26 protein-coding genes and 1 pseudogene are annotated in these 26333 nt (G+C 58.6%); 12 read left to right on the forward strand and 15 right to left on the reverse strand.

The annotated features are described in order from the left end of the window. From ATO3_RS27195 to ATO3_RS27225, 8 genes are all read right to left on the reverse strand, one after another. Positions 1-413 (reverse strand): cation diffusion facilitator family transporter (locus ATO3_RS27195; RefSeq protein WP_233152348.1); only part of this gene is annotated, 413 nt, incomplete at its 3' end. 85 nt (positions 414-498) lie between these two features. After that, positions 499-2844, reverse strand: coding sequence for a heavy metal translocating P-type ATPase (locus ATO3_RS27200; protein WP_043847221.1), 2346 nt, complete (start codon positions 2842-2844; stop codon positions 499-501). Between the two features lie 121 nt (positions 2845-2965). Next, positions 2966-3523, reverse strand: a complete 558-nt coding sequence (gene petA / locus ATO3_RS27205) for a ubiquinol-cytochrome c reductase iron-sulfur subunit (protein WP_009824465.1) — start codon at positions 3521-3523, stop codon at positions 2966-2968. A gap of 87 nt (positions 3524-3610) precedes the next feature. Next, positions 3611-4285 (reverse strand): TVP38/TMEM64 family protein, encoded by a 675-nt coding sequence (locus ATO3_RS27210; RefSeq protein ID WP_043847219.1) that lies wholly within the window; start codon positions 4283-4285, stop codon positions 3611-3613. Next, a complete protein-coding gene (locus ATO3_RS28930; RefSeq protein ID WP_009824469.1) occupies positions 4275-4418 on the reverse strand; it encodes a hypothetical protein in 144 nt (47 codons plus the stop codon). The genes ATO3_RS27210 and ATO3_RS28930 overlap by 11 nt, the downstream gene beginning before the upstream one ends. A gap of 70 nt (positions 4419-4488) precedes the next feature. Continuing rightward, positions 4489-5940, reverse strand: coding sequence for a multicopper oxidase family protein (locus ATO3_RS27215; protein ID WP_043847217.1), 1452 nt, complete (start codon positions 5938-5940; stop codon positions 4489-4491). A gap of 1 nt (position 5941) precedes the next feature. Next, positions 5942-6409: a rhodanese-like domain-containing protein gene (locus tag ATO3_RS27220; protein WP_043847215.1), complete on the reverse strand. Its 468-nt coding sequence runs from the start codon at positions 6407-6409 to the stop codon at positions 5942-5944. A gap of 39 nt (positions 6410-6448) precedes the next feature. After that, the gene (locus tag ATO3_RS27225) at positions 6449-6994 is read right to left on the reverse strand and encodes an EF-hand domain-containing protein (RefSeq protein WP_043847211.1); all 546 of its coding nucleotides are present in this window, start codon (positions 6992-6994) and stop codon (positions 6449-6451) included. A 196-nt stretch (positions 6995-7190) separates the two neighbouring features. Between ATO3_RS27225 and ATO3_RS27230 the strand changes: the two genes are divergently transcribed. The 5 genes from ATO3_RS27230 (at position 7191) to ATO3_RS27250 (ending at position 12292) form a co-directional block, all read left to right on the forward strand. After that, on the forward strand, positions 7191-9191 hold the full coding sequence (locus ATO3_RS27230; RefSeq protein WP_043847210.1) for a heme lyase CcmF/NrfE family subunit: 2001 nt from the start codon (positions 7191-7193) through the stop codon (positions 9189-9191). Between the two features lie 2 nt (positions 9192-9193). Next, positions 9194-9760: a DsbE family thiol:disulfide interchange protein gene (locus tag ATO3_RS27235; RefSeq protein ID WP_009824474.1), complete on the forward strand. Its 567-nt coding sequence runs from the start codon at positions 9194-9196 to the stop codon at positions 9758-9760. Then, entirely contained in the window at positions 9757-10227 is a 471-nt protein-coding gene (locus tag ATO3_RS27240; protein ID WP_009824475.1) for a cytochrome c-type biogenesis protein, read from the forward strand. Before ATO3_RS27235 ends, ATO3_RS27240 begins: the two co-directional genes overlap by 4 nt. Then, a complete protein-coding gene (gene ccmI, locus ATO3_RS27245; protein WP_043847209.1) occupies positions 10224-11381 on the forward strand; it encodes a c-type cytochrome biogenesis protein CcmI in 1158 nt (385 codons plus the stop codon). The genes ATO3_RS27240 and ccmI overlap by 4 nt, the downstream gene beginning before the upstream one ends. A 209-nt stretch (positions 11382-11590) precedes the next feature. Further along, positions 11591-12292, forward strand: coding sequence for an IS6 family transposase (locus ATO3_RS27250; RefSeq protein ID WP_065331824.1), 702 nt, complete (start codon positions 11591-11593; stop codon positions 12290-12292). Here the strand turns inward: ATO3_RS27250 and ATO3_RS27255 are convergent. Next, entirely contained in the window at positions 12228-13526 is a 1299-nt protein-coding gene (locus ATO3_RS27255; protein WP_233152349.1) for a TerB N-terminal domain-containing protein, read from the reverse strand. The genes ATO3_RS27250 and ATO3_RS27255 overlap by 65 nt on opposite strands. A gap of 416 nt (positions 13527-13942) precedes the next feature. Between ATO3_RS27255 and ATO3_RS27260 the strand changes: the two genes are divergently transcribed. The 6 genes and pseudogenes from ATO3_RS27260 to ATO3_RS27285 all read left to right on the forward strand — a co-directional run bounded on the left by ATO3_RS27260 (position 13943) and on the right by ATO3_RS27285 (position 18184). Then, positions 13943-14524, forward strand: a complete 582-nt coding sequence (locus tag ATO3_RS27260) for a plasmid pRiA4b ORF-3 family protein (RefSeq protein WP_227513936.1) — start codon at positions 13943-13945, stop codon at positions 14522-14524. A 246-nt stretch (positions 14525-14770) separates the two neighbouring features. Next, positions 14771-15601, forward strand: a complete 831-nt coding sequence (locus tag ATO3_RS27265) for a type IV toxin-antitoxin system AbiEi family antitoxin domain-containing protein (RefSeq protein ID WP_065335152.1) — start codon at positions 14771-14773, stop codon at positions 15599-15601. Next, positions 15591-15893 (forward strand): annotated as a pseudogene (locus ATO3_RS27270) (nucleotidyl transferase AbiEii/AbiGii toxin family protein); the annotation flags it as partial. The gene ATO3_RS27265 and the pseudogene ATO3_RS27270, both read left to right, overlap by 11 nt. 287 nt (positions 15894-16180) lie before the next feature. Beyond that, positions 16181-16753 carry a hypothetical protein gene (locus tag ATO3_RS27275; protein WP_198963365.1) on the forward strand — a complete coding sequence of 191 codons (573 nt, stop codon included), beginning with the start codon at positions 16181-16183 and terminating at the stop codon, positions 16751-16753. A 23-nt stretch (positions 16754-16776) separates the two neighbouring features. After that, complete coding sequence (locus ATO3_RS27280; protein WP_198963366.1) at positions 16777-17454, forward strand: hypothetical protein; 678 nt, start codon at positions 16777-16779, stop codon at positions 17452-17454. 1 nt (position 17455) lies between these two features. Beyond that, positions 17456-18184 (forward strand): PP2C family protein-serine/threonine phosphatase, encoded by a 729-nt coding sequence (locus ATO3_RS27285; RefSeq protein ID WP_065335154.1) that lies wholly within the window; start codon positions 17456-17458, stop codon positions 18182-18184. 368 nt (positions 18185-18552) lie between these two features. Here ATO3_RS27285 and scpB read toward each other — a convergent pair whose 3' ends face one another. Beyond that, positions 18553-19167 (reverse strand): SMC-Scp complex subunit ScpB, encoded by a 615-nt coding sequence (gene scpB / locus ATO3_RS27290; RefSeq protein WP_065335155.1) that lies wholly within the window; start codon positions 19165-19167, stop codon positions 18553-18555. 62 nt (positions 19168-19229) lie between these two features. Next, on the reverse strand, positions 19230-20114 hold the full coding sequence (locus ATO3_RS27295) for a DUF1403 family protein (RefSeq protein WP_065335156.1): 885 nt from the start codon (positions 20112-20114) through the stop codon (positions 19230-19232). A 113-nt stretch (positions 20115-20227) separates the two neighbouring features. On the opposite strand from ATO3_RS27295, the gene ATO3_RS27300 reads away from it, so the two are divergent. Next, positions 20228-21337, forward strand: a complete 1110-nt coding sequence (locus ATO3_RS27300) for a tyrosine-type recombinase/integrase (protein WP_008335646.1) — start codon at positions 20228-20230, stop codon at positions 21335-21337. 12 nt (positions 21338-21349) lie between these two features. On the opposite strand, the gene repC is transcribed toward ATO3_RS27300, so the two are convergent. The 4 genes from repC to ATO3_RS27320 form a co-directional block, all read right to left on the reverse strand. Beyond that, positions 21350-22630 (reverse strand): plasmid replication protein RepC, encoded by a 1281-nt coding sequence (gene repC / locus ATO3_RS27305; protein WP_081940158.1) that lies wholly within the window; start codon positions 22628-22630, stop codon positions 21350-21352. A 226-nt stretch (positions 22631-22856) separates the two neighbouring features. Then, entirely contained in the window at positions 22857-23879 is a 1023-nt protein-coding gene (locus tag ATO3_RS27310) for a ParB N-terminal domain-containing protein (protein ID WP_037207731.1), read from the reverse strand. Then, positions 23876-25231 (reverse strand): ParA family protein, encoded by a 1356-nt coding sequence (locus ATO3_RS27315; RefSeq protein WP_009804235.1) that lies wholly within the window; start codon positions 25229-25231, stop codon positions 23876-23878. Before ATO3_RS27315 ends, ATO3_RS27310 begins: the two co-directional genes overlap by 4 nt. Before the next feature lie 209 nt (positions 25232-25440). Beyond that, positions 25441-25779, reverse strand: coding sequence for a DUF736 domain-containing protein (locus ATO3_RS27320; RefSeq protein ID WP_008335659.1), 339 nt, complete (start codon positions 25777-25779; stop codon positions 25441-25443). Between the last annotated feature and the right edge of the window lie 554 nt (positions 25780-26333).

The raw sequence follows: 26333 nt of genomic DNA on the forward strand, positions 1-26333 counted from the left end.
CGGAACCCCGCTGTCAGGCAGGCGGCCTCAATCGGGCGGTTACGATCTTCCTTGCTTTGCTTCCAGATCAGCGCAAGCGAAATGAACTCCGTAAAGAGCCCCCCGGCAGCCGCAATCAGCATCGGACCCGTTGGAAGATCAATTGGCGCAGACATGCGCATGGCAGCCATCGCGATGACAACAACCGCCATGGCCAGCAAGAAGCCGCCATTCACAAGGGCGCCGATGATTTCGGCGCGCGCCCAGCCAAAGCTCCGCTCTTCATCCGCCGGACGCAACGCCATACGCGCCGCGACAATGGCGACCAGCACACCGCCCACGGCCGAAAAGGTATGGAACGCGTCGGAGATGACCGCGATTGACCCTGTCCATAGGCCAATCGCCAGTTCAATCACAAAATAGATGCCGGTCAACTAGGCTGATATCGCCAGCCCCTTGCCGCCGGACGGCATATGCCCCTGATGTCCGCCTGCCATCATCTATCTCCTTAGTTTGCGACTAAAGCCGTACCCGTCGCAGCCGCAGTGCATTGCTAATGACGGAGACCGAAGACAGGCTCATCGCGGCGGCGGCGATCATCGGCGACAGAAGAAGGCCGAAAAACGGGTAGAGAATACCAGCCGCGATGGGCACACCTGCGGTATTGTAGGCGAAGGCAAAAAACAGGTTCTGCTTGATGTTTCGCACCGTTGCCTTTGCCAATCGGCGCGCACGCACGATGCCGACAAGATCACCACCCAGAAGGGTGATGCCTGCGCTTTCCACGGCAACGTCGGCACCGGTGCCCATCGCAATGCCCACATCAGCCGCCGCCAGGGCAGGGGCATCGTTCACGCCGTCTCCTGCCATGGCGATCCGGGCCCCTTCTTGTCTGAGGGAGTCCACCAATGCCTTCTTGTCTTCGGGCAAGACGCCTGCGTGGACTTCATCAATACCCAGCTTTGCGGCGACGGCTTCGGCGGTTTTCTGATTGTCACCGGTTGCCATTATGACCCTGAGACCGAGGCGATGAAGGTCATCGATGGCGTCTGCCGTGGACTCCTTGATGGGATCGGCAACAGCGACAATGCCGGCAAAAGTGCCATCTATCGCCACAAGCATTGCTGTCTTTCCAGATTCACGAAGGTCGTCCGCAGCAAATTCCGCAATCGAAGCGTCAACGTTGATCTCTGCCATCATGGCGGGATTCCCAAGTGCCACGACCTGGCCATCGACCATGCCTTTCACGCCCTTGCCAGTCACGGCTTCGAATTCCGTTGCGTTCGGAAGCGTCAGCCCCCGTGCCAGCGCACCCTCGACTATTGCTTCGGCCAGCGGATGTTCGGAGCCCCGTTCGAGGGCCGCAGCCATTGTCAGCAGGTCATTTTCAGCCTTGTCCCCCGTGGGCACCACGTCTGTCAGCTTGGGGCGCCCTTCGGTGAGTGTTCCGGTCTTGTCAACGATGACGGTATCGACACGCGCCATGCGTTCCAGTGCTTCGGCGTCTTTGATCAGAACGCCAGCCTGTGCCCCGCGGCCCGCCGCCGTTGTGATCGAAATGGGCGTCGCAAGGCCCAAGGCACAGGGGCAAGCAATGATAAGAACGGATACGGCTGCAGTAACAGCGAAGGCGAGCGCGGGATCGGGCCCTAAGAACAGCCAGACAACGAAGGATATGATCGCAATGACGACAACCGTCGGAACAAAGACGGACGATACCCGGTCCGCCAGACCCTGAATCGGCGCGCGCGACCGCTTTGCACCTGCCACCATGTCCACGATCTGGGACAGGACCGTGTCCGCACCGACCTGTGTGGCCCGGATCGCCAATGTGCCGTTCTTGTTGATCGTGCCGCCTGTGACCCGGTCGCCTTGTGTTTTCTCGACCGGCAACGGCTCTCCGGTGATCATACTTTCGTCGATAGATGAATGCCCTTCGAGGACCTCGGCATCGACGGGTATGCTGTCGCCGGGGCGTACCCGCAACCTGTCACCCTCAACAATGTGTTCGAGAGGTGCGTCATATTCCGTCCCGTCCGGCAGGATCCGCCGCGCCGTTTTTGGTGCGAGATCGAGCAATGCACGGATGGCATCACCCGTCCGTTCGCGGGCGCGCAACTCGAGCACCTGACCGACAAAGATCAGCGCAACGATCACAACCGCAGCTTCGTAATATGTCCCGACGCTTTGGCCGTTTCGATACGCTTCGGGGAAAATGCCGGGCAGGAATGTTGCGGCAAGCGAATAGATATAGGCAGCCCCGACGCCAAGCGCGATCAGGGTCCACATGTTCGGCGATATATTCCTGATCGATTCCCACCCCCTTTTGAAGAAGGGAAGAGCCGCCCAGAGAATGATCGGGGTTGCGAGGACGAATTCGATGTAGACAGCCGTCTGATGTCCGATCCATTCCCGCACAGGTAGGCCGACCAGTTCACCCATCGTCAGGATAACCAGCGGAACGGCGGCTGCCGCGCTGATCCACATGCGTGTTGTGAAATCGGACAACTCTTCTGACGGCTCGTCCGATGGAAGCATCGGTTCAAGCGCCATGCCGCAGATCGGACAGGACCCGGGCTCATCCTTCAGGATTTGCGGATGCATCGGGCAGGTCCATTGCGTACCGGCCTCGCCATGTGCTGGTGTCTTTTGGGCGTTTCCCGACGCATAGTAAAATGGGTCTTTGCCAAACTTGGTTTCGCAGTTTTCCGAGCAGAAATGAAAGACCTCTCCATCATACTCGGCACTGCGCGTGTCTTCGTCTATCTCGACGGTCATGCCGCACACCGGGTCGGTCGCTGTATCTGGGTCTGATGCGGTCGAGGTGCGCGTCATGTCGTGATGATGTTCTTGGTCCGTGGCCATCTTCTAATTCCCGTTTTCAAGACAATTGAACACATAACCCTTCCAGTTACTGGAGGGTCAAGACTCTTCCGACAACGCTGCGTATGAATTTTATGGGCCTTCGCGATGCGCGAAGCTCCTGTCAGCCCAGGGTCAGTATCATGTCTTCCGAAACGGACATCGTGGGAATATGCAGGTTCTCCGGTGCCGGACCCTTTCGAATGCGTCCTGCTGTATCATAATGGGAGCCATGACAGGGACAGAACCAACCACCAAAATCGCCGGCTCCGTCACCAAGTGGTACACATCCCAGATGCGTGCAAACGCCTATCATGACCAAGAAATTCTCATTTCCCGCCACTGCCCTGTTTGCATCGGTGGCCAGGTCATCTCCGGATATGTTGGGATTTCTGGCGACGGTATCAGGAAGGGAAAGCACATCTTCCGAACGGGCCTGCGCGATTTCCGCGTCGGTCCTGTGCCGGATGAACACCGGCTTGCCGAGAAAACTGACAGTCAATTGCGTTCCGGGTTCCACACCGGAGATATCGACGCGGATCTGGGACAGCGCGCGGACATCGGCGGATGGGTTCATCTGATTGAGCAATGGCCAGACCGCAGCCCCTACGGCAACCGCGCCCGTTCCGGCGGTGGCGTAGTACAGGAAATCCCGGCGGAGTTGTGGTGTTTGTGTATCCATAGCGATTCACGGTCGCAGCTTCCTGTGGGGGAAGGTCAATGGTAAAGTAGGCAATCACGGTTTTCATTTTTGCTGACATACTCAGACTTAGGAAGCGTTGGTTGACCGATTTGTTCGCCAGAGCGCTGCGACCAGCAACGGTGCGGCAGTCATCAATCCAAGACCGATGATGATCCACTCAGCAGTGCCGAAATCTCCCGACATGGCCTCTGCTCCGAAATGCGCGAGCAGGAAACTGGCTGGAAGAATGCCTGCCAGAGTTGCGATCAGGAACCGCCAAAGGCGCAGGCGGCTGAGACCGGCAGCGTAGCTCATTGCGTCAAACGAGATGAAGGGCAAGAGGCGAGACGCGAACACCGTCAACATCAACAGATTTTGAGAGCCCAATAACCCGAAACCGGCCTTATCCCCAAGCCAGCGCTCAACGTGGTCGCGCCCGATATAGCGGGCGATGATGAATGCCACGAGTGCACCCAGTTCCGACCCGATGGCGACATAGACAGCTCCGGCAACATGACCATACGCCGCGCCTGCCACCAGTGCGACCGGTGCACTTGGAATGGGGCTTGCCACGATCGAAACCATCATGAGCACGATGATGAGCAACGGTCCCAAAGCGCCGGCCCGCTCTATCCAGACCTCGATAGTCTCGCGGGCTATCGCCGGGCCATATCCCATTGCCCATATGGCTATCAAAAGTACGCCAAGCGCAACCACCAACCATAGCCCAACCCGATGCAGGCGCGGTTTGCTAAGCGGCATGGAGCACCAAAAGAAAGAGAGCTGCGAAGACAATTGGCCTTTGCTCGGGCAAGATGAAATGCATAGGCGCAGAGATGACGATCAACAGCCCGCCGGCGAGGGTCAGCCGCTTGATGTGCAATTCGGTTTTCATCTCAAACCTCTATCGAGGAATAGGATTCCCCTAAAGGTTCCTGTCAGCGGAGGGTAAAGGGATTTCTGCGCTAAGCAACACTGAATTGCCCCATCATGCCGCCGTCTTCGTGTTCCAGAATGTGGCAGTGATACATGTAGGGCGCAGCCGCTGAGGCAGGTTTTTCGAATTTCATCGCAAGCTCCACTTCACCATCCACCAGTACCGTATCCTTCCAACCCCTGTTCTCTGCACGCGGTGCCGTACCGTTTTCCGACAGGACCTGAAACCGGACGCCGTGAACATGGAACGGGTGCATCATCATGGCCCCACGCACAATCCAACGCTCGATGCTGTTGAGTTTGGTGGAAAAATTGAGCGTTCCCGAATCGTATGACGCGCCGTTGATCGAAAATCGGTTACCGGACCGCGAGAACATCATCCCCATGCCCATCGACATATCCAGTGACAGACGTCGGACTGGCGCGTCCTTGACCGCAAGATCAGGCAACTGCCCGTCCAGAGAGCCGGGCAGGGCGTCGATGCGAACCGGAAGGGTTGTGTCGACAGCGAAAGGCAGCACGGTGAATGGACTGCCGGAACCGCCGCCGCCCATCATTCCGCCCATGGCCGAATTAATGATATCGTCGGACTTCAAAACACTGTCCCGCCCGCTTGTGAAATCCACAAGCACTTCTGCGCGCTCTCCTGGTGCAAGGGTCAGGCGGTTCAGCGCAATCGGTCGATCCAGAAATCCGGCATCTGTCGCGATGAGATGAAGCGACCGGCTGTCAGACATGGACAGGCGGTAAACCCGCGCATTCGAGCCGTTGACGACACGGCACCGCACGATCCCCTTCGGAACCGCTGCCGACGCGCCGATTTGACCGTTCACAACCATTGTGTCGCCCTGAAACCCGTTCATGGACTGGTGCATGCCGGGATCGTATTTCAGGCGTCCGCGCCAGTTGAACTGACGGTCCTGCAATACAAGGGTCAGATCATCGACCCCGTAGGCGGATGGCAATCCACGGGCGTCATCCGCGTCATCCGTCACCTGCAGAACACCCGCCAGCCCCAGCATGACCTGCCGTGCCGTCGCGCCGTGAATGTGGCTGTGATACCAGGCCGTTGCCGGGGGCTGGTCAAGGTCCAGCACCGGCTTCCAGGTGTCTCCCGGTGCGATGGCCTGATGTGGTCCGCCATCGAACTCACCGGCAACAACCAACCCGTGCCAATGCGCCGACATCGGCTCGCCAAGCGTGTTGTGCACCTCTGCCCGTGTCTCGACCCCGGCCTGCACCCGGATCGTCGGGCCAAGGTATCCCTGGTTGTAGCCGAACGTTTCGCTGGCGGCACCGTCGTCAAAACGGGTCTCGCCCGTGCGGGCTTCCAGCTGAAAAAGCCGGGATGTCGTCGCATCGAGAAGGGGAGGATACGCGAGCCTCTTGTCCGATGCCGCGAATGCAGCCGATGGCAGGGCAAATGCAGCCCCAAAGCCTGCGGCATGGCCCAACAGTTCTCGACGGTTCAACAGTTTCACTTCAACTCAATTCCTCTGGCAGCGCCGCCAGAGCCATATCGACACTGACGACCGGATAACCGCCCGCGATCCAGCCCGGTCCGGCGGCAGAACCGAGCATGCCTTCGGATACGTCAAGAAAGCCGCTGTAGCCAGCCTGCCGAAGACTTCGCATGACGCGGCCAGACCGCCCGCCTGTCGCACAGATGAGCGCGACAGGCCGCCCTTCGGCCCGTTCCCGGGCGGCAAAAAGCCGCTCGGCGAAACGGTCCTCATGCAGGCTGATGGGCCAGGTACCGTCGGCAACGCCGGTGTCGGTCCATTCCGGTCGCGACCGAACGTCGATCATCCGGATCAGGTCCTGTTGCAGCGCATCTGCTGCCATGTCCGCCGACCAGACCTCGGCGGTCTGGGCGACAGCCGAGAAAGGTGCAACGGAACTGGCCAACATCGCAAGGCTTGCGCCGCGGCGCGTCAGAAAGAAGGCCATAATTTGCCCCCATCAAGCTGAGTGCCGCAGGCTTGACCCTTATTCGCTGTCATGATGACCTTCCATGTCCGTTCCGGTGGAAGTACCGTTCATTTTGCTCATCCGTGTACCGGCATCTTCCATCTCGTCCTGAGAGATCTGGCCGTTACCGTCCGCATCGAGATGCTGAAAGCGATCTACCATGCGCGCGCGCATTGCGTCCATATGCAAGGCTTCGAACTCGTCAAGTGTCAACGCTCCATCGGAATTCGCATCGAACTCCCGCATTTTTTCGGACATCTGCGCGGCCATTTCATGAGGCTGTCCACCGGACATCATTGTCGACATCATGTCCCGATCCATCATTCCCATCATGTTGCCCTGGCCACCCATCATAGCGGCATGCATCTTCATCATTTTTCGCATCATCGGCATCATGTCCCCGCCCATCATGCCCATCTGATTGTCGCCATCGCCCATCGCCATGCCGGACATATTCCCGCTGTCAGGCTTGCTGTCGGCAGCCCCGTCGGATTCCGCAAATGCTGTTTGCGCCATGCCAACCGCGATCACCACGCCAAGCGCAATAATTTCTTGTTTTTTCATTTCTCATTCCTTTCAGACTTACCCTAGATACATTGGCGTTATAGCGCTTTGATTAAAGGCCAAGCGCGGGCCGTTTTGTAATCATTTGTCACAGCATCCTGTTACAAACGGTGACAAAGCAACCACTCACAGTTCGCCGGACGATTTGCTAGACAGACGTCGATCCAGTGAATTCATTGAAGAGGCTGATGATCCTTTGACACCTGAAATCGGTCATTTCGCGCTGGCACTGGCCTTGGCCATGGCGCTTGTTCAAAGTGTGCTGCCCATCCTCGGTGCGGGGCGCGGAAACATCCTGTGGATGCAGTCTGCCAGATGGTCCTCGTTCGGTCAGGTTTTCTTTGTCGGCATCGCGTTTCTGGCGCTGATGCAAGCCTTCGTCACAAGCGACTTCACGGTCAAGAACGTGGTGGAGAATTCCAATTCACTCAAACCGATGCTGTTCAAGGTGGCAGGCACCTGGGGCAGTCACGAAGGATCCCTGTTGCTGTGGACCCTTATCCTGACGGTGTTTGGTGCGGCGGTCGCCCTCTTCGGATCGAACATTCCTCTGTCGCTGAAGGCAAGAACGCTGTCGGTGCAGGCCTGGATCAGTGTCGGTTTCCTGACTTTCATGCTGCTGACGTCCAATCCCTTCGACCGCGTTTTCCCTCCGGCAGACGACGGTCAGGACCTCAACCCATTATTGCAGGATGTCGGTCTCGCCATGCACCCGCCGCTTCTCTACTTCGGGTATGTCGGGTTCTCGATTGTCTTTTCGTTCGCGGTTGCCGCCCTGATCGAAGGGCGGGTGGACGCGGCCTGGGCACGGTGGGTACGTCCGTGGACGCTGGCTGCCTGGATGAGCCTGACCGCAGGCATCGCGCTGGGATCCTGGTGGGCCTATTATGAGCTTGGCTGGGGCGGCTGGTGGTTCTGGGATCCCGTTGAGAACGTCAGTTTCATGCCATGGCTGATGGGCACGGCACTGCTGCATTCCGCAATCGTGACGGAGAAACGGGATGCGTTCAAAAGCTGGACAATCCTTCTGGCGATCCTGACTTTTTCCCTATCGCTCTTGGGCACGTTCATTGTCCGATCGGGCCTGCTGACCTCTGTGCATGCATTCGCGGTCGACCCGGAAAGGGGACTTTATATCCTTGGATTGCTGGCCGTTTCGATCGGCGGTTCCCTTGCTCTGTTTGCCTGGCGCGCGCCGACAATGGAGCCCGGCGGCCTGTTTAAGCCGATCAGCCGGGAAGCGGGGCTATTGGTGAACAACCTGCTGCTGGCCACGGCCACCGGCATTGTGCTGTTCGGCACCTTGTACCCGCTCTTCTACGAAGCCGCGACGGGCGGTGAAAAACTGTCGGTGGGGCCGCCCTTCTTCAATGCGTCCTTTATTCCCGTGATGCTGCCGCTCGTCTTTGCGATGGGGCTGGGGCCTTACCTGTCCTGGAAACGTGCCGATCTGGCGGGCGTTCTGCAGCGGTTGCGTTTCGTGGTCGTTCTGGCCGTGCTCGCGACATTGGTGACCTGGTATCTCGCCGAGGGCGGTCCGGTGTTGGGGTATCTGTCGCTGATGCTTGCATTCTGGCTGTTTTTCTCAACCCTGCGGGAATGGGCGATGCGCATAAAGCTGTTTGAGGCACCGTTCCCGGAATCGGTGCGCCGTGCACGCAACCTGCCCAGATCCTCTCATGGGATGACACTGGCTCATGCGGGGCTCGCGATGGCGATGTTCGGATTTATCGGCTCGACGGTCTGGAAATCCGAGGAAATCATCTTTGTCCGGCCCGGTACAGAGGTCAGCATTGGTGGGTTCGATGTCACCTTTGAGGGGGCCGAACGTGTGCGTGGGCCAAATTACTTCGCGGATCGTGGCACGCTTCGTGTGGCCCGGGAGGGGAACTATGTCACCGATCTCTTCCCGGAGCGGCGTACCTATCCGGTCGCGCAAACCACCACCACAGAGAGCGCCATCAGATCGACAATGGCCGGTGATCTCTATGCGTCCATCGCAAATCCGGCCGCCGAGGACGAGAGCACGCAAGGGGCTTGGACCCTGCGCATCCTGTATGAACCTCTGGTCAACTTTATCTGGATCGGATCGGCGATGCTTGTGCTTGGTGGGGGTCTTTCGCTGTCTGACCGGCGGTTGCGCGTCGGGGCACCCCGTCGCAAGGCGACAGCGCCCGCAGCACTTCCTGCGGAGTAGGCATGGGACGTATACTGGCATTCATTCCGCTGGCAATCGCGGCCATTTTCGGGGGGTTTTTTCTGTGGGGCTTGAACCCGGACCGGGACCCGAACAACATTCCTTCGGTTCTGATCTCGCAGCCGGCACCCGAATTCGATCTGGCCGCTGTCGACGGGTTGGAGACGCCAGGGCTTTCCCGCGCCGATCTGGTCGGGAACCCGCGACCGGTCATCGTGAACGTGTTTGCCTCGTGGTGCGTGCCCTGCCGGGCCGAACACGGGGTTCTGACCCAGATGGTCGAAAAGGACGGGCTGACGTTGTTCGGGATCAATTACAAGGACAAGCCGGAGGATGCGACTAAATGGCTTGCTGAGCTTGGCAATCCCTACGAAAGGATCGGGTCTGATCTGAGCGGCAGAGTGGGGATTGAATGGGGCCTTTCGGGCGTACCTGAAACATTCATTGTCGGCTCTGACGGGACGGTGTTGTTCAGATATGTCGGCCCCGTCGTGGGCGAAACGGCGATTTCCACATTCAGGGAAGCATTGATCCAGGCTGGCGCGTTAGCAAGGGGCCAGAACGGATGAGGTATATCGCATTTGCTTTCCTCCTGCTGCTTCCGGTGACGGCCTTGGCGGTCGAGCCAGACGAGATGTTGCAGGATCCTGTACTGGAGCAACGCGCCCGTGAAATATCACGGGAACTGCGCTGCGTTGTCTGCCAGAATCAGGACATCGACAGCTCCAACGCCGGGGTTGCGCGGGACCTGCGCATACTGGTGCGCGAAAGGCTTGTTGCCGGTGACAGCGACAAGGAGGTCATCGCGTACATCCACGCCCGGTATGGCGATTATGTCCTGATGCGCCCGCCCCTGAATCGCGCCACTCTCGCGCTCTGGATGGCGCCCTTCGTGTTTGCGCTTGTTTCGCTGCTTGTCGGCTGGACCGTCATTTCGAGAAGCCGGCGCAGGGCTGCCGCAACGGGATTTTCCGATGACGAAAAAGCGGAAATTGCGCGTTTCATTGAAGAGAACGCTTCAAAGGACGGTTCATGATCTGGTTGGTTTTCGCCCTGTTATCCGTTGTAGGTCTGCTTTTCATGGGCCTGCCGCTGCGCCATCGGTCGTCGCGGACACCCGTCCCGGCTGACGCCACGGATGCGGTCCTCATGGATCAGTTGGATGAGGTTCGGCGGGATCTTGAGCGCGGTGTCATTTCCGACACCGAGGCCACGGCGGCGGAGCAGGAGATCAAGAGACGGATCCTCGTGCAGTCGCGCCGGTCCGTTCTGTCAGATGGGAAACCGGCGGCAGGGGGCCGCTTGATGGTCGTTCTGAGCGCAGTGTTCGTGCCGGTCTTCGCTTTTGGATATTACTCCGCAATGGGCTCGCCAGAGATCCCAGGTGTCGCCTTTGCCGAACGTGCCACTGAACGGCAGGAAGCGGCGGAAATCGCCGAATTGACAGATCGTCTGTACGTCCGGCTCAGTTCAGACCCCGAAGGCGGGCCTTCGGAAGGCTGGATGCTGCTGGGGCAAACCTATTCGAAAATGGGCCGGTATGCGGATGCAGCCGATGCATATAGAGTTGTCGCACAACGACCGGAGGCCGATTCCGCCGTCTTCTCCATGTTGGCCGAGGTTCTGATCTACGCAGAGCAAGGTGTGGTGACACCTGAAGCGGACACCGCGATTGATCGGGCGTACGAACTGGATCCTTCCAATCCCGGTGCTGCCTTTTTCAAGGCAGTCTCGCTCGAGCAGAAGGGCGATGAGGCTCGGGCTCACGAAACGCTGGTGGCCCGGCTGGACGATGCGGATAGGTTTTTCCCGTGGATGGAAAGCTTTGTTGGCGAAGCCAACCGGATTGGCGCGAAGATCGGCAAGGCTCCGATCTCGCTGGCCGACTATGCCCCGAAGACCAGTGCGTCCGGCCCGACACAGGAAGACATCGAAAACGCGCAGGACATGAGTGTGGAGGAACGACAGGATTTCATCCGCTCGATGGTCGAACGGCTGGCCACGCGGCTGGAAGATGAGCCTGACGATCTTGATGGATGGATGCGGCTTGGCAATGCCTATTCGGTTCTGGGTGATACCGCGCCGGCAATCGCGGCGTTTGAACACGCTGAAATCCTGTTGTCGGAGGTGCCGGGAGATGACCCGCGCCGTCAAGCCGTGCAAAGCGCGTTGGAACGGTTGCGCCCGTAGTGGCGTGGGCGACCGTCGCTGTGCAGGTGAATGTGAGGCAGGATCAAGGTTTGGCGCTTAATCGAAAGCCCATCCGGTCCGGCCGTCGTCACAGACTATTTCGTGGGTAGTACCTTCAGACTGACCGACCAAGCGACATCCTACGGGGGTGTTGTCACATTAACGGTCCTGAGGTTGCTGGTTCATTGATCTGGGCGTAGGCGGTGTCGATGCAGACACAAAAGATCAGCTACAAACGCCACCGGTTTCCGCCTCAGATCATCGCTCATATTGTCTGGCTTTACGTCCGGTTCAACTTGAGCCTGCGCGAGGTCGAAGAGCTGATGCTGGAACGTGGCGTCGACGTTTCGTATGAGACAATCCGGCGCTGGAGCGTCAAGTTCGGCCCCCTGATCGCCCACGTTCTACAGCGACGGCAGCCGCGCCCCGGCGATGTCTGGCATCTGGACGAAGTCGTTGTGAAGATCGCGGGTCGGTCATACTGGCTCTGGCGCGCGGTCGACCAACACGGCTTTGTTCTTGAGGAAATTCTCCAATCGAGACGAGACAAGCGCGCCGCAAAGCGGCTTTTGGTCAAGCTGATGAAACGTTGGGGCTTCGTGCCAAAAAGGATCATTACGGACAAGCTGCGCTCCTATGGTGCCGCAAAGCGCGAGGTCGCGCCTGGCCTTGATCATTGGTCACACAAGGGACTCAATAACCGCGCAGAAAACAGCCACTTGCCCTTCCGAAAACGAGAGCGGGTGATGCAAGGCTTCCGATCGCCGGGTGGATTACAACGCTTCGTATCTATGAAGTCTGCAACCCGCAATAGTTTCTCTGTCCCAGCCCGCCGCCGCTCTGCGCTCACCATCCGCTACCATCGGCTCGAAGCATTCGAGGCGTGGAAATCCGCGGCACAGGCCGCTTGATCAACGAACAGCTTGCCAACTTGCAAATTCGGCGAGTTAACGTGACAACACCGGTGAGTGATTTCCGGGGTTTTGTCACTTTGAGCCCATCAGGAAAACGCCGATCAAACCGCATACGGAAAAGAGCGACGAACTCGTCACGGCACCGCGTCGCGGGAGTTCTCAAATATGTTTCCGGATGGCAGATGAACCAACTCAGCAACCAGTCAGCGGTCAGGTTCTCGCCTTTGTCGATCCGAGCTCCGATTGCGTATTTGAGTGAGAACGGAAGCTCCCACCCCTGCTTCTCGAAAATCGGCTCGATAGTGTCGAGGTCGGCTTCTGCAAGCATCGCAATATCGAGGAACTCGCCCAAGTACCGCCTGACGGAATGGTTGTCAGGGTAAAGTGACTGCAGCCGCCGAACTTCCTGGACGATATCTTTGGCATCTTCGTTGGACTGATCGACGAAGAAGCGACGCTCCAGCCCGTAGAAGTACAGGAACATGTAGCCGGGGTTGTAGGAGGCATCGTTTCGCCCGCTGGCCAACCAGTCGAGGTAGGTCGCCCGGCACTGAGGTGAGATATCCGAGTATCCGGGCCAGTAGGGCATACCTTCACCAGCTTTGTCGGCTCCAGAGCGCGCGACAGACAAGGATGGATCGATATAGGCTCGGCACTTGTCACGATACCCGTGGGTGTTCAGCAAGGGAGGCGTGCCGACATAGACCATCCCGCCGATGTTGCGGCCGGCGACGCTAGCTGTTTCGTTAGACCGGACCCACCCGCTTTTCGATGATCGGGCCGATGCGCTCGATGCCACTCGCGAGGGCTGGTTTCGTTCAGCGGCCGCGGCAAGTGCCGGCGCCGCAGACTTTCCAGCCCGAACGATTTCAGCGTAGTCCTGCTTTGGTGGGGAGTAAGCCTGCACGGCAGCCGGCTGTTTGGACGCGTTGGCTTCGCGGGTTCGTTCGCGCTCACGCTCGATACGCTTGTCGTAGGCACTTGGGCGCGGCACCGGCTCAGGTCGGGAGGGTAGGTTTGCGGAACTCCCCTCGGCTTGCGCCTTTGCAGCGACTTTCCGCGATCTCCGTTTTTCTTGCCACCAGACCAGAATGACGGGAACACCAAATGCAAACAACATCTGGCCGCCAATCGGCCAAGCCCGAAGCATTGTGGTCACCACGACCATGCATAAGAAAAAATATAGGACGAGAAAGAATGTAATTCGGAAAAACTTGATTATTGAAGACATTATCGGAACCCTCTCCGAACCACACTATTTTGCACAGCCATCTTTGCAACGACTAACGTCATGGTTGAAGCATTTCCCATGCTTTATGCTTGATTGGGCCGATGGCCACATACATCTGTTCGCACCGTTGAGGGCACACCCCCGCCCCAGTGACCGTAACCGGAACGGCCGAGATGGAGCGTTGCCACGACCATGCGACGGCTGGTTGGGCCGGCTCCGGAGGAGACTGCACTGCCAGCGGCACGTCGCAGGGAGAGGCGGCGTTTCACCTCGGGGAGGGCGGCTGCGTGCAGCCGACCGAGTAGGGCGCGGTCCTGACCAAAGGGCAGGAGGGGCCAATGTTCCCCTTGAATGCTTCAGCTTAAGAATCAAAAATTACTTGAACGGCAGGGCCATTGAGACAGGCGGAACACACTTTGATTGAGCTGAAAATCGAACTTATTGGCATCAAACCACCGATCTGGCGCCGGATCCTCGTGCCGAATGACATCAGCTTGGACATCCTGCATTCCGTTCTCCAAGGCGCTATGCCTTGGCAAGACTATCATCTGCATGAGTTCGAGATTGGCGAAGACAGGTTCGAGGCCCGCGACGAACGTGACGACAGCTGGGACCCAAACGATGGCCGGAAGGACGAAAAGAAGTTTGCTCTTGGAGAGCTGGTCAAGAAAGGCAGTCAGTTCACATACACTTATGATTTCGGCGATGGTTGGCGGCATCTCGTCACCGTTGAGAAGATTAGCAAACCAACCGGAAGACCAGATCTGGACTTCCCCGCCTGTGTTGCCGGAGAGCGAGCGTGCCCGCCAGAGGATAGTGGCGGGCCCTATTCTTACGAAGAATTTCTCGACGCGCTGACCGACAAACACCACCCGGAACATCGCGATACAAAGCAATGGGCGGGCGCGTTCGAACCGGAAGTGTTCAGCGTGCAGCAAGCCAATGCTGCCGTCGGTGCGATGTTTGTATGGGCAAAAGAACGCCACAATCGAAAGTGAAACCTGACTCTGGTTTGGCGCAGCGGCTTCGACAGGGGCACATAGCTTCGACTGTTCGATCCGAATGGCCGGATGTCTTCTCAGCCCTCCGAGGGCATCCACGCCCTGCTTTGCTGGTGAGCTTCAGAGTTGACAACCACCAGTCTCTTTGAAATTTCCAGAATTTGTCGATCCTTGACGGACTATCTCACAGGTTTTCACAGAAACATGTGGCCTCCTCTTTAAAAATATATCATTGTGTCGCGCATGAGTGGACAAGAACACGAAAAACTAAAGAGCCTTCTTGAGGCTGTTCCCACGGGGTTCCTCGTGGACTCCGCCTGGCTTGAGCACCACGGGATAGGCCGGCGTTCGTCCTACGCCTATGTCCAACGCGGCTGGCTAGAACGCCTTGGCCGCGGCGTCTTCCGCCGCCCGGCACCAGGCAACGCCACCACGAACACGCTCGACTGGAAGACCTGCCTGCTCTCGCTCCAGCACATCATGCACTACCCTGTCCATATCGGCGGGGTGACGGCATTGGGCCTGCAAGGCTATGCGCACTATCTCTCCCTCGGCGACAAGAGCACAGTCTGGCTCTACGGCTCAAAAATCCCCAACTGGCTCGAAAAACTGCCGCTCAACGCCGAACTCCGCACACGCAGCGTATCACTGTTCTCCGATCTTGAATTGGGTGTCGATGGCGCACGAAGGAATCCCGACGAGACAGCATCGTCCCTGCCCTGGGACTGGAAACTGGTGATGTCTTCGCCGGAACGCGCGGTGTTTGAGGCGCTGGACGAGTTGCCGGATCAAGAGAGTTTTCACAACCTCGACATGGCGTTCGAAAGCCTGACGACGTTGCGCCCGAGAACCCTCTCGGCACTGCTCAGCAGTTGCAAGAAGATCAAGGTCAAACGCCTGTTCTTCGTGTTCGCCGACCGCCACGACCATGCCTGGCGCAAGCGACTCGATCCGGAAGAGTTCGACCTCGGCAGCGGGGATCGCGCATTAGTCAAAGGCGGCAAGATACATCCGCGCTACAGGATAATGGTGCCCGAAGAGTTTGCAAGAAAGGAACGTGGTCATGGCGCGTGAGGACTATGCCGCCCAAGTAGCCCTGCTCGTGCGGATACTCCCATATGTGGCCAAGGAGGAGATATTTGCGCTGAAGGGCGGGACGGCCATCAACCTCTTCTATCGCGACCTTCCGCGCATCTCGGTCGATATCGATTTGACCTATCTGCCCCTCAAGGATCGCGCCGAAAGCCTCGTCGAGATCAACGACGCGATGGACCGGATTGCCGCCGCCATCGAAGGCGGCATCACCGGCGCCAAAGCGCAGCGCATTGCCGGCGGTGGCGGCGGCGCCACGCGTCTCGTCACTCGGCGACGTTCAGAGCGTTCTGGCAGAAGCTGCAGGAGGCAGGGAAACCGGTGAAAGCTGCTTTGGCTGCGACGGCCAGAAAGCTGCTCAGCGTGCTCAACAGCATGGTCGTGAACGGCACCTACTTCCGGGAAGTTCAGCCAACCTGAGTACAGTTGCCGGAAAGCCCGGAACGCTTCATAGCCCCTCTCACCGATACCTGCAACAGCGGTGTGGACTTGCAATTTGACAAAACGTCCCTCGTGTGGCTAAGTGTCCTTGGTCCGGGGACAGAGGACATTTCGTATAAGATGATGAAAAGTCAAGATATTGTCATTTTGCTCAAGCTTGTGAGCCTGCAAAATCAGGAAGATTCCGATCTTCTAGATAGCCCCGACTGGTCCTCGGGTCGCGAAGAGCCTTACTCGGTCCGTGGTCTGGGCAATTCTCTTGGCATCAGCAAGACAGAAGTCAGCGCTTCGCTCAACCGTAGCCTAGAGTCCGGCCTGGCCATAAGGGATCGTAGCTATCGGCGGGTGAAGCCAAATCGTCGTGACCTGTGCGAGTTTATCGCCAATGGTCTGAAGTTTGTCTTTCCGGCGAAACCCGGCGCGCCAGAGCGAGGCGTTCCAACTGGGTTCTCTGCGCCGATGCTCGAAGGTCAGCTCATTAGTGTCGGCCAAGACATCTATGTATGGGCTTATGCGGAGGGTCGAGTGCGCGGACTTTCGATTGAACCGCTGTTCAAATCTGTCCCCGAGGCCGTCCAGAAAGACCAGCGCCTGTACGAATATCTCGCACTGGTCGACGCCATCAGGCTTGGCAAGCAGCGTGAATCCAATCTTGCCGTCGAGCGGCTCAAGCAAAGGCTCCTGAACAAATGACAGTCCAGGGGCAGCTTCTCTATATGCTCGAAACCGTGGCCGAGGCCATCGGGGACGATCTGCGCGATCGCCTTGTGTTTGTCGGCGGATGTACGACGGCACTCTTCATCACCGATCCGATCACGCTGGAAGACGTGAGACTGACAAATGATGTCGATCTCATCGTCGACCTGGCCGGTTACGGCGAGTGGATAGAGCTGGAGGAACAACTGTTCGGGAAGGGCTTCACGATTTCCCCGCAGGACGAGGTCATCTGTCGCATGAGACTTGGCGAACTCATCGTCGATTTCATGCCAGACGACGAACGCATCCTCGGTTTCTCGAACCGCTGGTATGCGCAGGGCATCGAAACAGCAGTGTCACATCCGTTGACGGGCGAGCTGGAGATCAAGCATCTGACTGCGCCGCTCTTTATCGCGACGAAGCTCGAAGCCTACCGCGGGCGTGGTGGCGACGACCCGTTGGGGAGCCATGATCTCGAAGATGTCGTAATCGTCGTGGACGGGCGGGAGGAACTTCTTGCTGAAGTTCAAGGCGCAGACGAAGACGTGCGCAACTTTATCGCTTCAGAACTCCGGGCATTCAAAGAACACGCGGACTTCGACAACTTCCTGGAAGGGAATATCAGAGGCCCGGCTGGACGCGTCGACATTGTCCGCGACCGTATCGACGCGCTCGCGAATTGCGATGGCGGTGGCTGAGATGGGAGTAGAGATCAGGTGGCGCAGCGAACAAGGACATCGCACCGATGACAATCGCGATTGTTGCGGGGTTGGACTTCGTGACGATGCTGTTCTTGCTGTTGTGCTCGACGGCTCCTCGAACGGGAAAGCCAGTGGCGCTTTCGCTCGCTACGTGGCGCGCAATCTGATTGACTGGTTCGTCGTTGCGGAAGTCGTGACACCGAAGACCATCATCGACCGTTTGCGCGTGATCCACGCGGAACTTTCACGCACATATCGGCGAGACTCGGCGAGTGTCGTGATTGCACTTATCGAAAGGCAGGGTGCGACCTGCATTCTCCACGCCGGTGATTGTCTTGCAGGATTGGTTCAAGAGACGTCTGATATCGAGTGGTCGATACAGCCGCACACCCTGGCAAACGCCATATCGCCGGTAGCGATTGATGAGCTCGCACGGTCACCGTCGCGTAACCTCCTTACGCGGAGCTTTCGCACAAAACGATTCATGGTTCCCCAAGAGACCGTCCAAACATTCGGGGCGGGTCAGCGCCTGGTTCTCACGACTGATGGGTTCTGGGCCTCACTCGATCCCGAACAGAAGACCGCGTTTCTTCGGGGCGGTGCGTTCCAGCCTTCCGAAGACCGGGATGACTGCAGCGTCCTCACGTTAACTGTCGTCGAAGATCAGCCGGACGAGGTAATCGAAGCGGCCGGTGACAACTTTTACGTCGTAGATGCAAAACACTAGACCGAGAGTGGCTCGCACGATTTCGTTTTTGGAATAAATTAGATACATTCGGCATCCGTCCGCTCCCCACCCGATCACAATGCGCGGTGCCGGATCATCGCTGCGCCGTGCACCGGTGACCGCATTCTCAGGAATGCTGCCGTTGCTGCGCTGCGCCGCCGAAAGTCGGCTCTCCGCCCACAACGATGAGGAGGGAATGCCTTGTCGCTAATAAATGCACGAGGCTTCGTTCAGAAATCGTGAAACGATTATCACATTGCAATCACGCGACTCTCTTGGCGCGCAGATGAATCGTTGCACAGCAAATGAAACGATAAGCAGGACGACCGAGATTGCGTCAGGCATCGGCAACGGAGACCGATAACGCGTTACCCGAAATCGACTTGTGGTGCTTCCGCCACAACCCCAGCATCCTCCAACTGTTCCCGATCGGGAAGATCGCGAAGGCTCTCCAACCCGAAGGCAACAAGGAACTGCTCCGTGGTGACGAAGGTATAAGGCGCCCCGCGCCGAGGCGATCGTGGCCCAGTCCCGATCAAGTCGCGCGCATGCAGCCGCCCGATCAGATCGCGGCTGATCTCTTTCCCGAAGATGTCCTTGAGCCCGTCTCGAGTGATCGGTTGGTGGTAGGCGATGGCGGCCAGCACTGCGACGTCGAACTCGCTCAGGTCCAGCAGCTGATCGCCCACATCCGCCGCTGCGCGGATCGCGGAGGCATAGACGGCCCGCGTCCGGAACATCCAGCCACCCGCGACTTGCGCAATTTCAAAAGCCCGCCCCTCCAGATCGACTGCGAGACCGGTGATAAGCAGATCAACCGACGCCTCCTGCCCCACCACGCGGGCCAGATCCTCACGCGGTACGGGCGAGGCGCTAGCAAACAGAACCGCCTCGATCCGGTGCATCCATTCCCGCCAACGCAGCTCCGGCGGCAGGTCGGTCAACTCGCGATCAAGCTCCGGTTCAGAACGATCCTTCGCCATTTTCGGTGGTCGCATGTCCGAACTTTGAGCCCGGTTCCCACTTTTGCTGGACATACTCATCCCTACACCCCGTAGAGCCGGAAAGTATCGCGCCCGGTCAGCTCGCACACTGCGCCGAGGTCGACCAGCCGGTCGCAAAGCCGCCGCGCGGCGCGATCCGGCAGGGGCAAGGCCGAGGGAGCAACAGCATCCCGGGTCAGGAACATCGCGACGGCGGCCGCCGCGCCCTTGGCACGCAGCTTCGGCGCGACCACCTTGAGATGCTCCGCTCGACGCGCGAGGTCTGCCGAATGACGCACGGCGCCTGTTGCCGATGAGATCAGCGCGCGATGGCAGGCGAAGGTCAGGTCCTCGCCCCGCTTGCGCAGGTCGGCGCGTTTCAGACCAGATGCCAGCAACGGCACGATGTAATCCCAACCGAGCGCCTGCGCGAGCGCCGCATCGGCCAGGATGAGCACCGGAACATCCGCACGCGGCGCCTTCGTCAGAACCGCTTCCAGTACCATCGCGGCACGGGTCACAGGTGCCCCTTTCCCCGCATCAAGCCACGTGACGATATTGTCCGTCTCAAGGGTCGGCAAGGCGCGCCCCAGCGCCTCGACCGACACCGGCCGCTCCACTGCGCGACGCCATTTCTGATATGTCTCGCCTGCAGGTCCGGGCAGGTCGCCGGGGCGCAAAAGATGTACGGCGTCGCGCAGCTCCCCTGCCCTCTCTGGTCGGCCAGAGAACGCGACAGAAGCCTCCGCAGCGCGCAGCGCCAGCCGGTCCCGTAACAAGGCTTGGGGCACCTCTTCACGCCCCAACACAAGATGCAGATGGTTCAGCGCGGCGCCCGACAAAAACGCCACATCTTCAAGGGTTTCAGCCCGCGGGGCGGTGACCCAGGTAGGCATCCGAGGTAGCGTGTCGAGGTCGCAGTTAGGATCCGGTCGGGCAAATGTCATGAACAGAGCCTACACTCGAACGGCGCTTTTTACCAGATAATAGCATCTAAACCGCCTCGCTTTGAAGTTCGTAGTTATGTCCAATAAGTTTGCCTTATCGGACACCAAAGAATATGCTCAGCGACATGTCAGAAAACAACGAGAAATCGATCTCAAAGCCGCCAAATGGGCCTTCGGTCAGCGAGAACAACGAGAGAGATCATCCCAGCAGCGAGGCTTTGAGCCTTCCTTCCTTTGTGGCTGGTTCAGGCACGCTCGATCGGCTGGTGGATACCGCGCGCGACTATGCGCGCGCCGCGGCCTCGGACAATACGCTGAAGGCCTATGCGAAAGACTGGGCGCATTTCGCGCGCTGGTGCCGGATGAAGGGCGCGGAGACTCTGCCCCCGTCGCCCGAAATGATCGGGCTCTACCTTGCGGACCTGGCGTCCGGAGCGGGCCCCTCCCCTGCCCTATCGGTCAGCACCATCGACCGCCGCCTGTCGGGCCTCGCCTGGAACTATGCGCAGCGCGGCTTTGCCCTCGATCGCAAGAACCGCCATATCGCCACCGTGCTGGCCGGGATCAAACGCAAACACGCCCGTCCGCCGGTGCAAAAGGAAGCGATCCTGGCCGATGACATCCTTGCGATGGTGGCCACCCTGCCTTTTGACCTGCGCGGCCTCAGGGATCGCGCGATCCTGCTGCTGGGCTACGCCGGCGGCCTTCGTCGCTCGGAAATCGTCAGCCTCGATGTCCACAAGGACGACACGCCGGACTCGGGCGGCTGGGTTGAAGTGTTCGACAAGGGCACCCTGCTCACCCTCAATGCCAAGACCGGCTGGCGCGAGGTCGAGATCGGCCGCGGCTCCAAGGATCAGACCTGCCCTGTCCATGCGCTCGAACAATGGCTGCACTTCGCCAAGATCGACTTTGGCCCAATCTTTGTCGGCACCTCGCGGGACGGCAAGAAGGCGCTGGAGACACGCCTCAACGACAAACACGTCGCGCGCCTGATCAAGCGCACCGTGCTCGACGCCGGCATCCGGTCGGACCTGCCTGAGAAAGACCGCCTGGCGCTGTTCTCCGGCCATTCGTTGCGCGCCGGTCTCGCCAGCTCCGCCGAAGTCGACGAGCGCTACGTCCAGAAACACCTCGGCCACGCTTCCGCCGAGATGACCCGCCGCTATCAGCGCCGCCGGGACCGGTTCCGGGTGAACCTGACCAAAGCCGCCGGTCTCTGAGCCCCTGCCCTATCACGCCGCCTGCCCACTGAGCCTACCATAGAAGCTGCGCTCGAGATGCAGCTCCCCTGCCCCGGCCTTCTCGACCATGCCCCGCAGATAGCCGCCCGGCGAGGCAACCTCGCCCGCACTGTGCTTCTCGAAGACGAGGGCAAACGCGGCCGTGGCCACCTGGGTGCCCATTCGGTCCTGCGCCACGTTCCAGGCATGCTCAGAGATCCCGATCATCGGCCTGAGTTGACCGGCAACCCGGTGCAGATCGCCCCAATCTTTCAGGAATCCACCCAAATTCCGCGCCCAGGATGCGAATTCCGGACAGGCCTGCATGATTGTCGGCAGATCGAGCGCTGTCCGCTTCTTGCGTACCTCGGCAACCCAGTCTTCCAGCTCCCTATCAACCCGCTCTTCGGGTTGGGCATTAGGCACCACACCCGCCGCTTCCTCTTTTTCAGAGGAATTACTAGTTACAGGATTAAGTTGGTTTGTAATTAGTATATGAGGTTCAGAAATGACCTCCCTGGGGTTCATTTCTTGAGTCTTCTTCGTGACTTGGGCGTGTTTATCATCGGTGTTTTCCACAGGTTTTGTCGCAACAGTCGCCTTAAGATAAGCCGCCTCGACCCGTTCTTGGAGTTCCTTGAACCATGCCAATAGCCGCTCCAACTGCTCTGAAGCTTCATGACGGCGCGGAAGTCGTTCCAGAAGCTCCTCAAAAAGCCCCGTGAATTGCCTCCAGGGCCCACGCAGAGCGCTGCTGAGAGCTGCCTCGATCCGGGCTCGGATCATCCGGCGCGCCACAGTGATCTGGCGCTTCAGGCGTAGGCAGAGCTCGCGTTCAGCCTGCAACTCAGCATGAAGCTCCTCGAACTCCTCGACACGGGCTGAGAGCGGCGACAGATCGAAGCCATAGGCCTCGACGATGCGGCCATCGACGTCTCTGCGGCCCCACCGCTTGCCATTGGGGCTATCCTGGAAGGAGATCACGCCGATCTCAGCAAGGCGCCGCGCGTGGCGCTTGAGGGCAGACAGCGAAAAACCCGTTTGCTCCATCAGATAGGCGTTCGACGCCCAGACGATCGGACGCTGCCCCTCCTCCCAGTCCTGGGCCTGGGTAAAGGCCCCGAGCGTGTCGAGGAGCAACATGTCTCCGGCCTTCAAGCCGATATGTGCCCCCACGCGCTTAAGTGCCACGAATGCCCGTGTTTTGGGTACTGCTACCCGTTCACCGGCTTGGGCAAGTTGCTCAGCAACCCCAAGACCCGGTGTCGGCTTGCGCCAACCTGTATGTTTCATGCCTGTATCTCACCTCCGTTTATGTGGAGGCAAAAGAAAGCCGTTCGCTCAGGAGCGTTCGTCGTTGACAGTGAATCCTGCGAGACTTATCTTGAAGGTGACCAAACCATTAAGATCAGCTCTCAGGCCACACCGCTTGGGGGCTTTTCTTTTGCCTTTATTTCGATTGTCGTTCCTTTTTGCTCCTTGCCTCGTCGTTCTGGAGGATATGTCGCTGACATTGTCGTCAGTCGGTTTCCTTCCCCGAACCTTCGGCGCTCAAGTAGTCGGCGACTAAATCTCCGAGCTTCTCGAGACGCTCTTGGTCTATCGGCACACCTGCAACCTTGATGGATAGGTTTCCATCGACTGAAGTCGCCGAAAGATTTCGGTTGCCCACCTTGCGTTTGACCGTGAGCTTTCTGGGCTTTGCCTTCGGTTTGAGCTTGGGTTTGTTCACCCTCTCCAAGCTCGCTAAGGCTCCCTGCAAATCACGAAAGCTCATGTCGTAGACATTCTTGAACGCGTTCAAGATCTGATCCTGCGCAGCGAAAACAGACCTCGCTCGTGAGACTAGGCTCTCATGCACGCCAATTTTCTTTGCGAAGGCCACAGCTGTCAGCTTGTCTGCCCCAGAAGCCAACGTTTCATACATTTCACCAATCGAAACCAAACGCTCAAATGGGCTAAGATTCTCGCGCTCCTCATTCTCGCGGAACCGCAGAAACAACATCTCAAACTTGCTGTTCTCGGCGTTTCGCGCTTCCGGCGAAGCGAGGATTGCACGAAGAGGTAAACCCAACTCCGACGCGGCCGCCAGTCGGCGGCGTCCTGTAAGCATGACAAATGGAACACCAGTGACGTTCGACGGCTCCAACGGATCCGGCTCCCAATCCGGATCCTCGGGCCACACCAGAATGGGTGTGTCCTGCCCGTTCGAGGCAATGCTGTTTACCAGAGACCTGAATGCTTCCTGGGACATCCAGTCTTGACGGCGGTCTGTCCCCATCGGATCTGATATCTGGTCTGGCGACAGGCTTATTTCGTGGCGGCCGTTTAAGATATCCGAACAAAGCTCAGCTCTGCTTCGCTCCACAGCGGCTTGCGATTGCGCAAGCGCCCCTGATTTCCAAGCACTGCCGGCCCCCTTGAAAGGAGTAGAAACAGCGTCGCCCGTTTCTGCCCGGCCTTCGGGACCGGGCGTGCGCTCCTTGGATGTGTCGGGACTAGTAGCCTTGCTGACCAGCGACCTTGGAATACTGCGTTTCATGCTTCACCCTCGCCGTCATCTTCATAGAACTCGTCCATCCATGTATTGGCATAACCGCGTTCGAAGCCCGGCCAGAGTCGCGATACTATGGCGTCGTTAACCGCATCGGCATTCGTGATGAACCGGTTGATCCCCTTGCGTTTTCCCGGCGTGTCCGGCTCATATTCGTATACGGATTGATAGACGTCCGACGCATTCGAGATTGCGTCGGAACGCAGATAAAACACCGGCAGAATTTCCGTGGGGCAGTGTTCCAGCAGGTTTCCGATGTGGTTTAGATCCTGCGCATTGGATCGTTGGACGATCGTCGGCAACAGCATGTTGGCACCAGTTCCTATTTCGATCCGTTCATGGGCCAGAATATGCTGAAGCATCCCCAGCAGGCCGGTCACAAAGGTCGACAGCGTTGCGATGTCAAACCCCTTCATGGTTTGCGGGATGACCAGCGAAGTCGACGCAATCACGTTATTCAGCTGGAAAAGTGTCAACGCAGGCTGATAGTCGATGATGATGACATCGAGGGTCTCGGTCAGCGCAGCGTTCAGTCGCTGCTGATCGACCTTGCCCTCGACTACCAATTCGTTGGGCAGCGTTTTTGGCGGGTGGCCCGCTTTCCAGCGATCAAGGGCATCGCGCAGGTAGCGATAGAAGCTCTTTCCGGCGGGGGCCTCTCGCACAAGGCGCGCAATCTGGATCTCTCCCTCAGACGTTTCGCCATGTGCCGGCAGCAGACGCAGCCCCGGCCAGGAGGTCTTTAGAAAGAAGCTGTCGAGCGTCTGCGCATCGTGATCAGTGTATGGCGCATCTTCCGACTGGAAGAGGCCGGCAAAGTCCACCATGGAGGCGGTGTTTTCGTCGGGCATCTGGGGAAGACCTTCACCCCCGACAAAGTAGAGCGTTATCGTGCTTTGCGGGTCTGCATCCATGACACCAACGCGCATGCCGTAATGCAAGCTGAGATACTGCGCAAAATGCGCGGCGCTCAGGCTCTTAGCCGTGCCCCCTTTCTGGCTGGCAAACGAGATGACGGGTAAGGGGGCGTCGGGTTTGCGCCAGGCTAGGTAGTCGTAGGGCCGCTTTGCCGAGGCCGCCAGAAGGGCCCGCATGTGCATCAATTCGGAAAGCGTGAAAACACGCTCTCTTCCAACATATTCGCCCGCGGGAAAGTCGTCGCTCGAATTGGCGAACTTGGTTAGATACTGAATACTGACGTTCATAAACCTTGCGCACTGGCGCATTGACCACGTGCGCTTGATGCGCTGACGCAAGGTGAGTTCCTTGTTCACTGCCACCATCGTGCGCTCAAGCCCACGTGACAGGTCCGTCAAAAACTGTTCTAGACTACCGCTCATTCCTAAGCCCTGACTTCGGTTGGGTCCGAGTTCGACTCGATTCTGCTTCTATGGTAGCACGGTTTTGGAGGAAAAATAAAGATACCACGCGCCTATGAGTTTCAGGCGCTTATTTAGAAGCTCCACCACCCCTAAAACTCCAATCTTGAACGCGTTCAAGATTGGAGTCTTGATGGGCCGGTCGGTGGAGAACCGACCGGCCTTAGCCGTCACGCGGCGTCTTTGGGACCCCAGGGGATGACGGCCTGCAGGGACAGATCGTCCTGGTTCGCGGCCTTGCCGAGGTTGGCGTTGAAGCCGTGGTCGCGGATGGTCAGCGTGTAGTAGTCAGCGCCGGTCTCCTTGTTCTGCTTCTTCCAGATGCCGCCGCACTCGACCAACTTGCCGCGCGGGGAGCGGCCGAGGACGCGGTGCGTGGGGGCCATCGGGTTCGAGCTCGCGACGGGTTCGACCGTGATGTCGAGGTCGAAGGTCAGGGTCGAGATGGAGCCGACGCCCTTGGCGGTTTCGATGTCGGCGCTGGTGAATTTGATGCAGTTCGTGGTCATTGCTCTTCTCCTTGTTTGCGTTGCAATGATGGTCACCTTGCAGCTGGCCAAGGCCCGGCCACACCGAAGGCGGAGCGCAGCGGAGAGGGGCAGGCGCCGGTCTTTTTGGTCCGCGCGGAATGACCCGCAGGGTCAGGGGAAAAAGATCGGCGACAACCTTTGTGGACGGGACGACAGCTGCGACCAGCATGTCATGCAACTCAGACAAAGGGAGAAGTGCGGTGGCCATGAAGGAAAGTAGGGGAACAGACGAGAGAGATGCCGCAAGGAGTAGGGATTGTCTTCTCGTCCATCCAAACTTCAAGACTCTTCGAAGACCAAAGCCGTCAGATCACAAATCGATGGCAACGGCAGAGCATTCGCCCATCCTTCCGTGGCATCACAGGGGCGTTTGCGTTCGCATTCGGAGATGCAGGCGTCCAGATACCATCGAGTTGCCAGACACTCATCCGCTCTGGTGCCCGACTAATGGCCAGACCTGGCTCTGAGATTCTTCGCGTGTCGCTGTTATCCTCAGACCAATGGAAGTGTCCTGAGCCAGAGATAAAAACGAG

This window comes from Marinibacterium profundimaris (assembly GCF_002210095.1).
Taxonomy (GTDB): Bacteria; Pseudomonadota; Alphaproteobacteria; order Rhodobacterales; family Rhodobacteraceae; genus Marinibacterium; species Marinibacterium profundimaris.

Bases quoted from the DNA above. Each gene is read 5' to 3' on its own strand.
- ATO3_RS27200 (WP_043847221.1), bottom strand. From the start codon at position 2,844: ATGGCCACGGACCAAGAACATCATCACGACATGACGCGCACCTCGACC.
- petA (WP_009824465.1), bottom strand. From the start codon at position 3,523: ATGGATACACAAACACCACAACTCCGCCGGGATTTCCTGTACTACGCC.
- ATO3_RS27210 (WP_043847219.1), bottom strand. From the start codon at position 4,285: ATGCCGCTTAGCAAACCGCGCCTGCATCGGGTTGGGCTATGGTTGGTG.
- ATO3_RS28930 (WP_009824469.1), bottom strand. From the start codon at position 4,418: ATGAAAACCGAATTGCACATCAAGCGGCTGACCCTCGCCGGCGGGCTG.
- ATO3_RS27220 (WP_043847215.1), bottom strand. From the start codon at position 6,409: ATGGCCTTCTTTCTGACGCGCCGCGGCGCAAGCCTTGCGATGTTGGCC.
- ATO3_RS27225 (WP_043847211.1), bottom strand. From the start codon at position 6,994: ATGAAAAAACAAGAAATTATTGCGCTTGGCGTGGTGATCGCGGTTGGC.
- ATO3_RS27235 (WP_009824474.1), top strand. From the start codon at position 9,194: ATGGGACGTATACTGGCATTCATTCCGCTGGCAATCGCGGCCATTTTC.
- ATO3_RS27240 (WP_009824475.1), top strand. From the start codon at position 9,757: ATGAGGTATATCGCATTTGCTTTCCTCCTGCTGCTTCCGGTGACGGCC.
- ccmI (WP_043847209.1), top strand. From the start codon at position 10,224: ATGATCTGGTTGGTTTTCGCCCTGTTATCCGTTGTAGGTCTGCTTTTC.
- ATO3_RS27250 (WP_065331824.1), top strand. From the start codon at position 11,591: ATGCAGACACAAAAGATCAGCTACAAACGCCACCGGTTTCCGCCTCAG.
- ATO3_RS27255 (WP_233152349.1), bottom strand. From the start codon at position 13,526: ATGTCTTCAATAATCAAGTTTTTCCGAATTACATTCTTTCTCGTCCTA.
- ATO3_RS27265 (WP_065335152.1), top strand. From the start codon at position 14,771: ATGAGTGGACAAGAACACGAAAAACTAAAGAGCCTTCTTGAGGCTGTT.
- ATO3_RS27275 (WP_198963365.1), top strand. From the start codon at position 16,181: ATGATGAAAAGTCAAGATATTGTCATTTTGCTCAAGCTTGTGAGCCTG.
- ATO3_RS27280 (WP_198963366.1), top strand. From the start codon at position 16,777: ATGCTCGAAACCGTGGCCGAGGCCATCGGGGACGATCTGCGCGATCGC.
- ATO3_RS27285 (WP_065335154.1), top strand. From the start codon at position 17,456: ATGGGAGTAGAGATCAGGTGGCGCAGCGAACAAGGACATCGCACCGAT.
- scpB (WP_065335155.1), bottom strand. From the start codon at position 19,167: ATGGCGAAGGATCGTTCTGAACCGGAGCTTGATCGCGAGTTGACCGAC.
- ATO3_RS27295 (WP_065335156.1), bottom strand. From the start codon at position 20,114: ATGACATTTGCCCGACCGGATCCTAACTGCGACCTCGACACGCTACCT.
- ATO3_RS27300 (WP_008335646.1), top strand. From the start codon at position 20,228: ATGCTCAGCGACATGTCAGAAAACAACGAGAAATCGATCTCAAAGCCG.
- repC (WP_081940158.1), bottom strand. From the start codon at position 22,630: ATGAAACATACAGGTTGGCGCAAGCCGACACCGGGTCTTGGGGTTGCT.
- ATO3_RS27310 (WP_037207731.1), bottom strand. From the start codon at position 23,879: ATGAAACGCAGTATTCCAAGGTCGCTGGTCAGCAAGGCTACTAGTCCC.
- ATO3_RS27315 (WP_009804235.1), bottom strand. From the start codon at position 25,231: ATGAGCGGTAGTCTAGAACAGTTTTTGACGGACCTGTCACGTGGGCTT.
- ATO3_RS27320 (WP_008335659.1), bottom strand. From the start codon at position 25,779: ATGACCACGAACTGCATCAAATTCACCAGCGCCGACATCGAAACCGCC.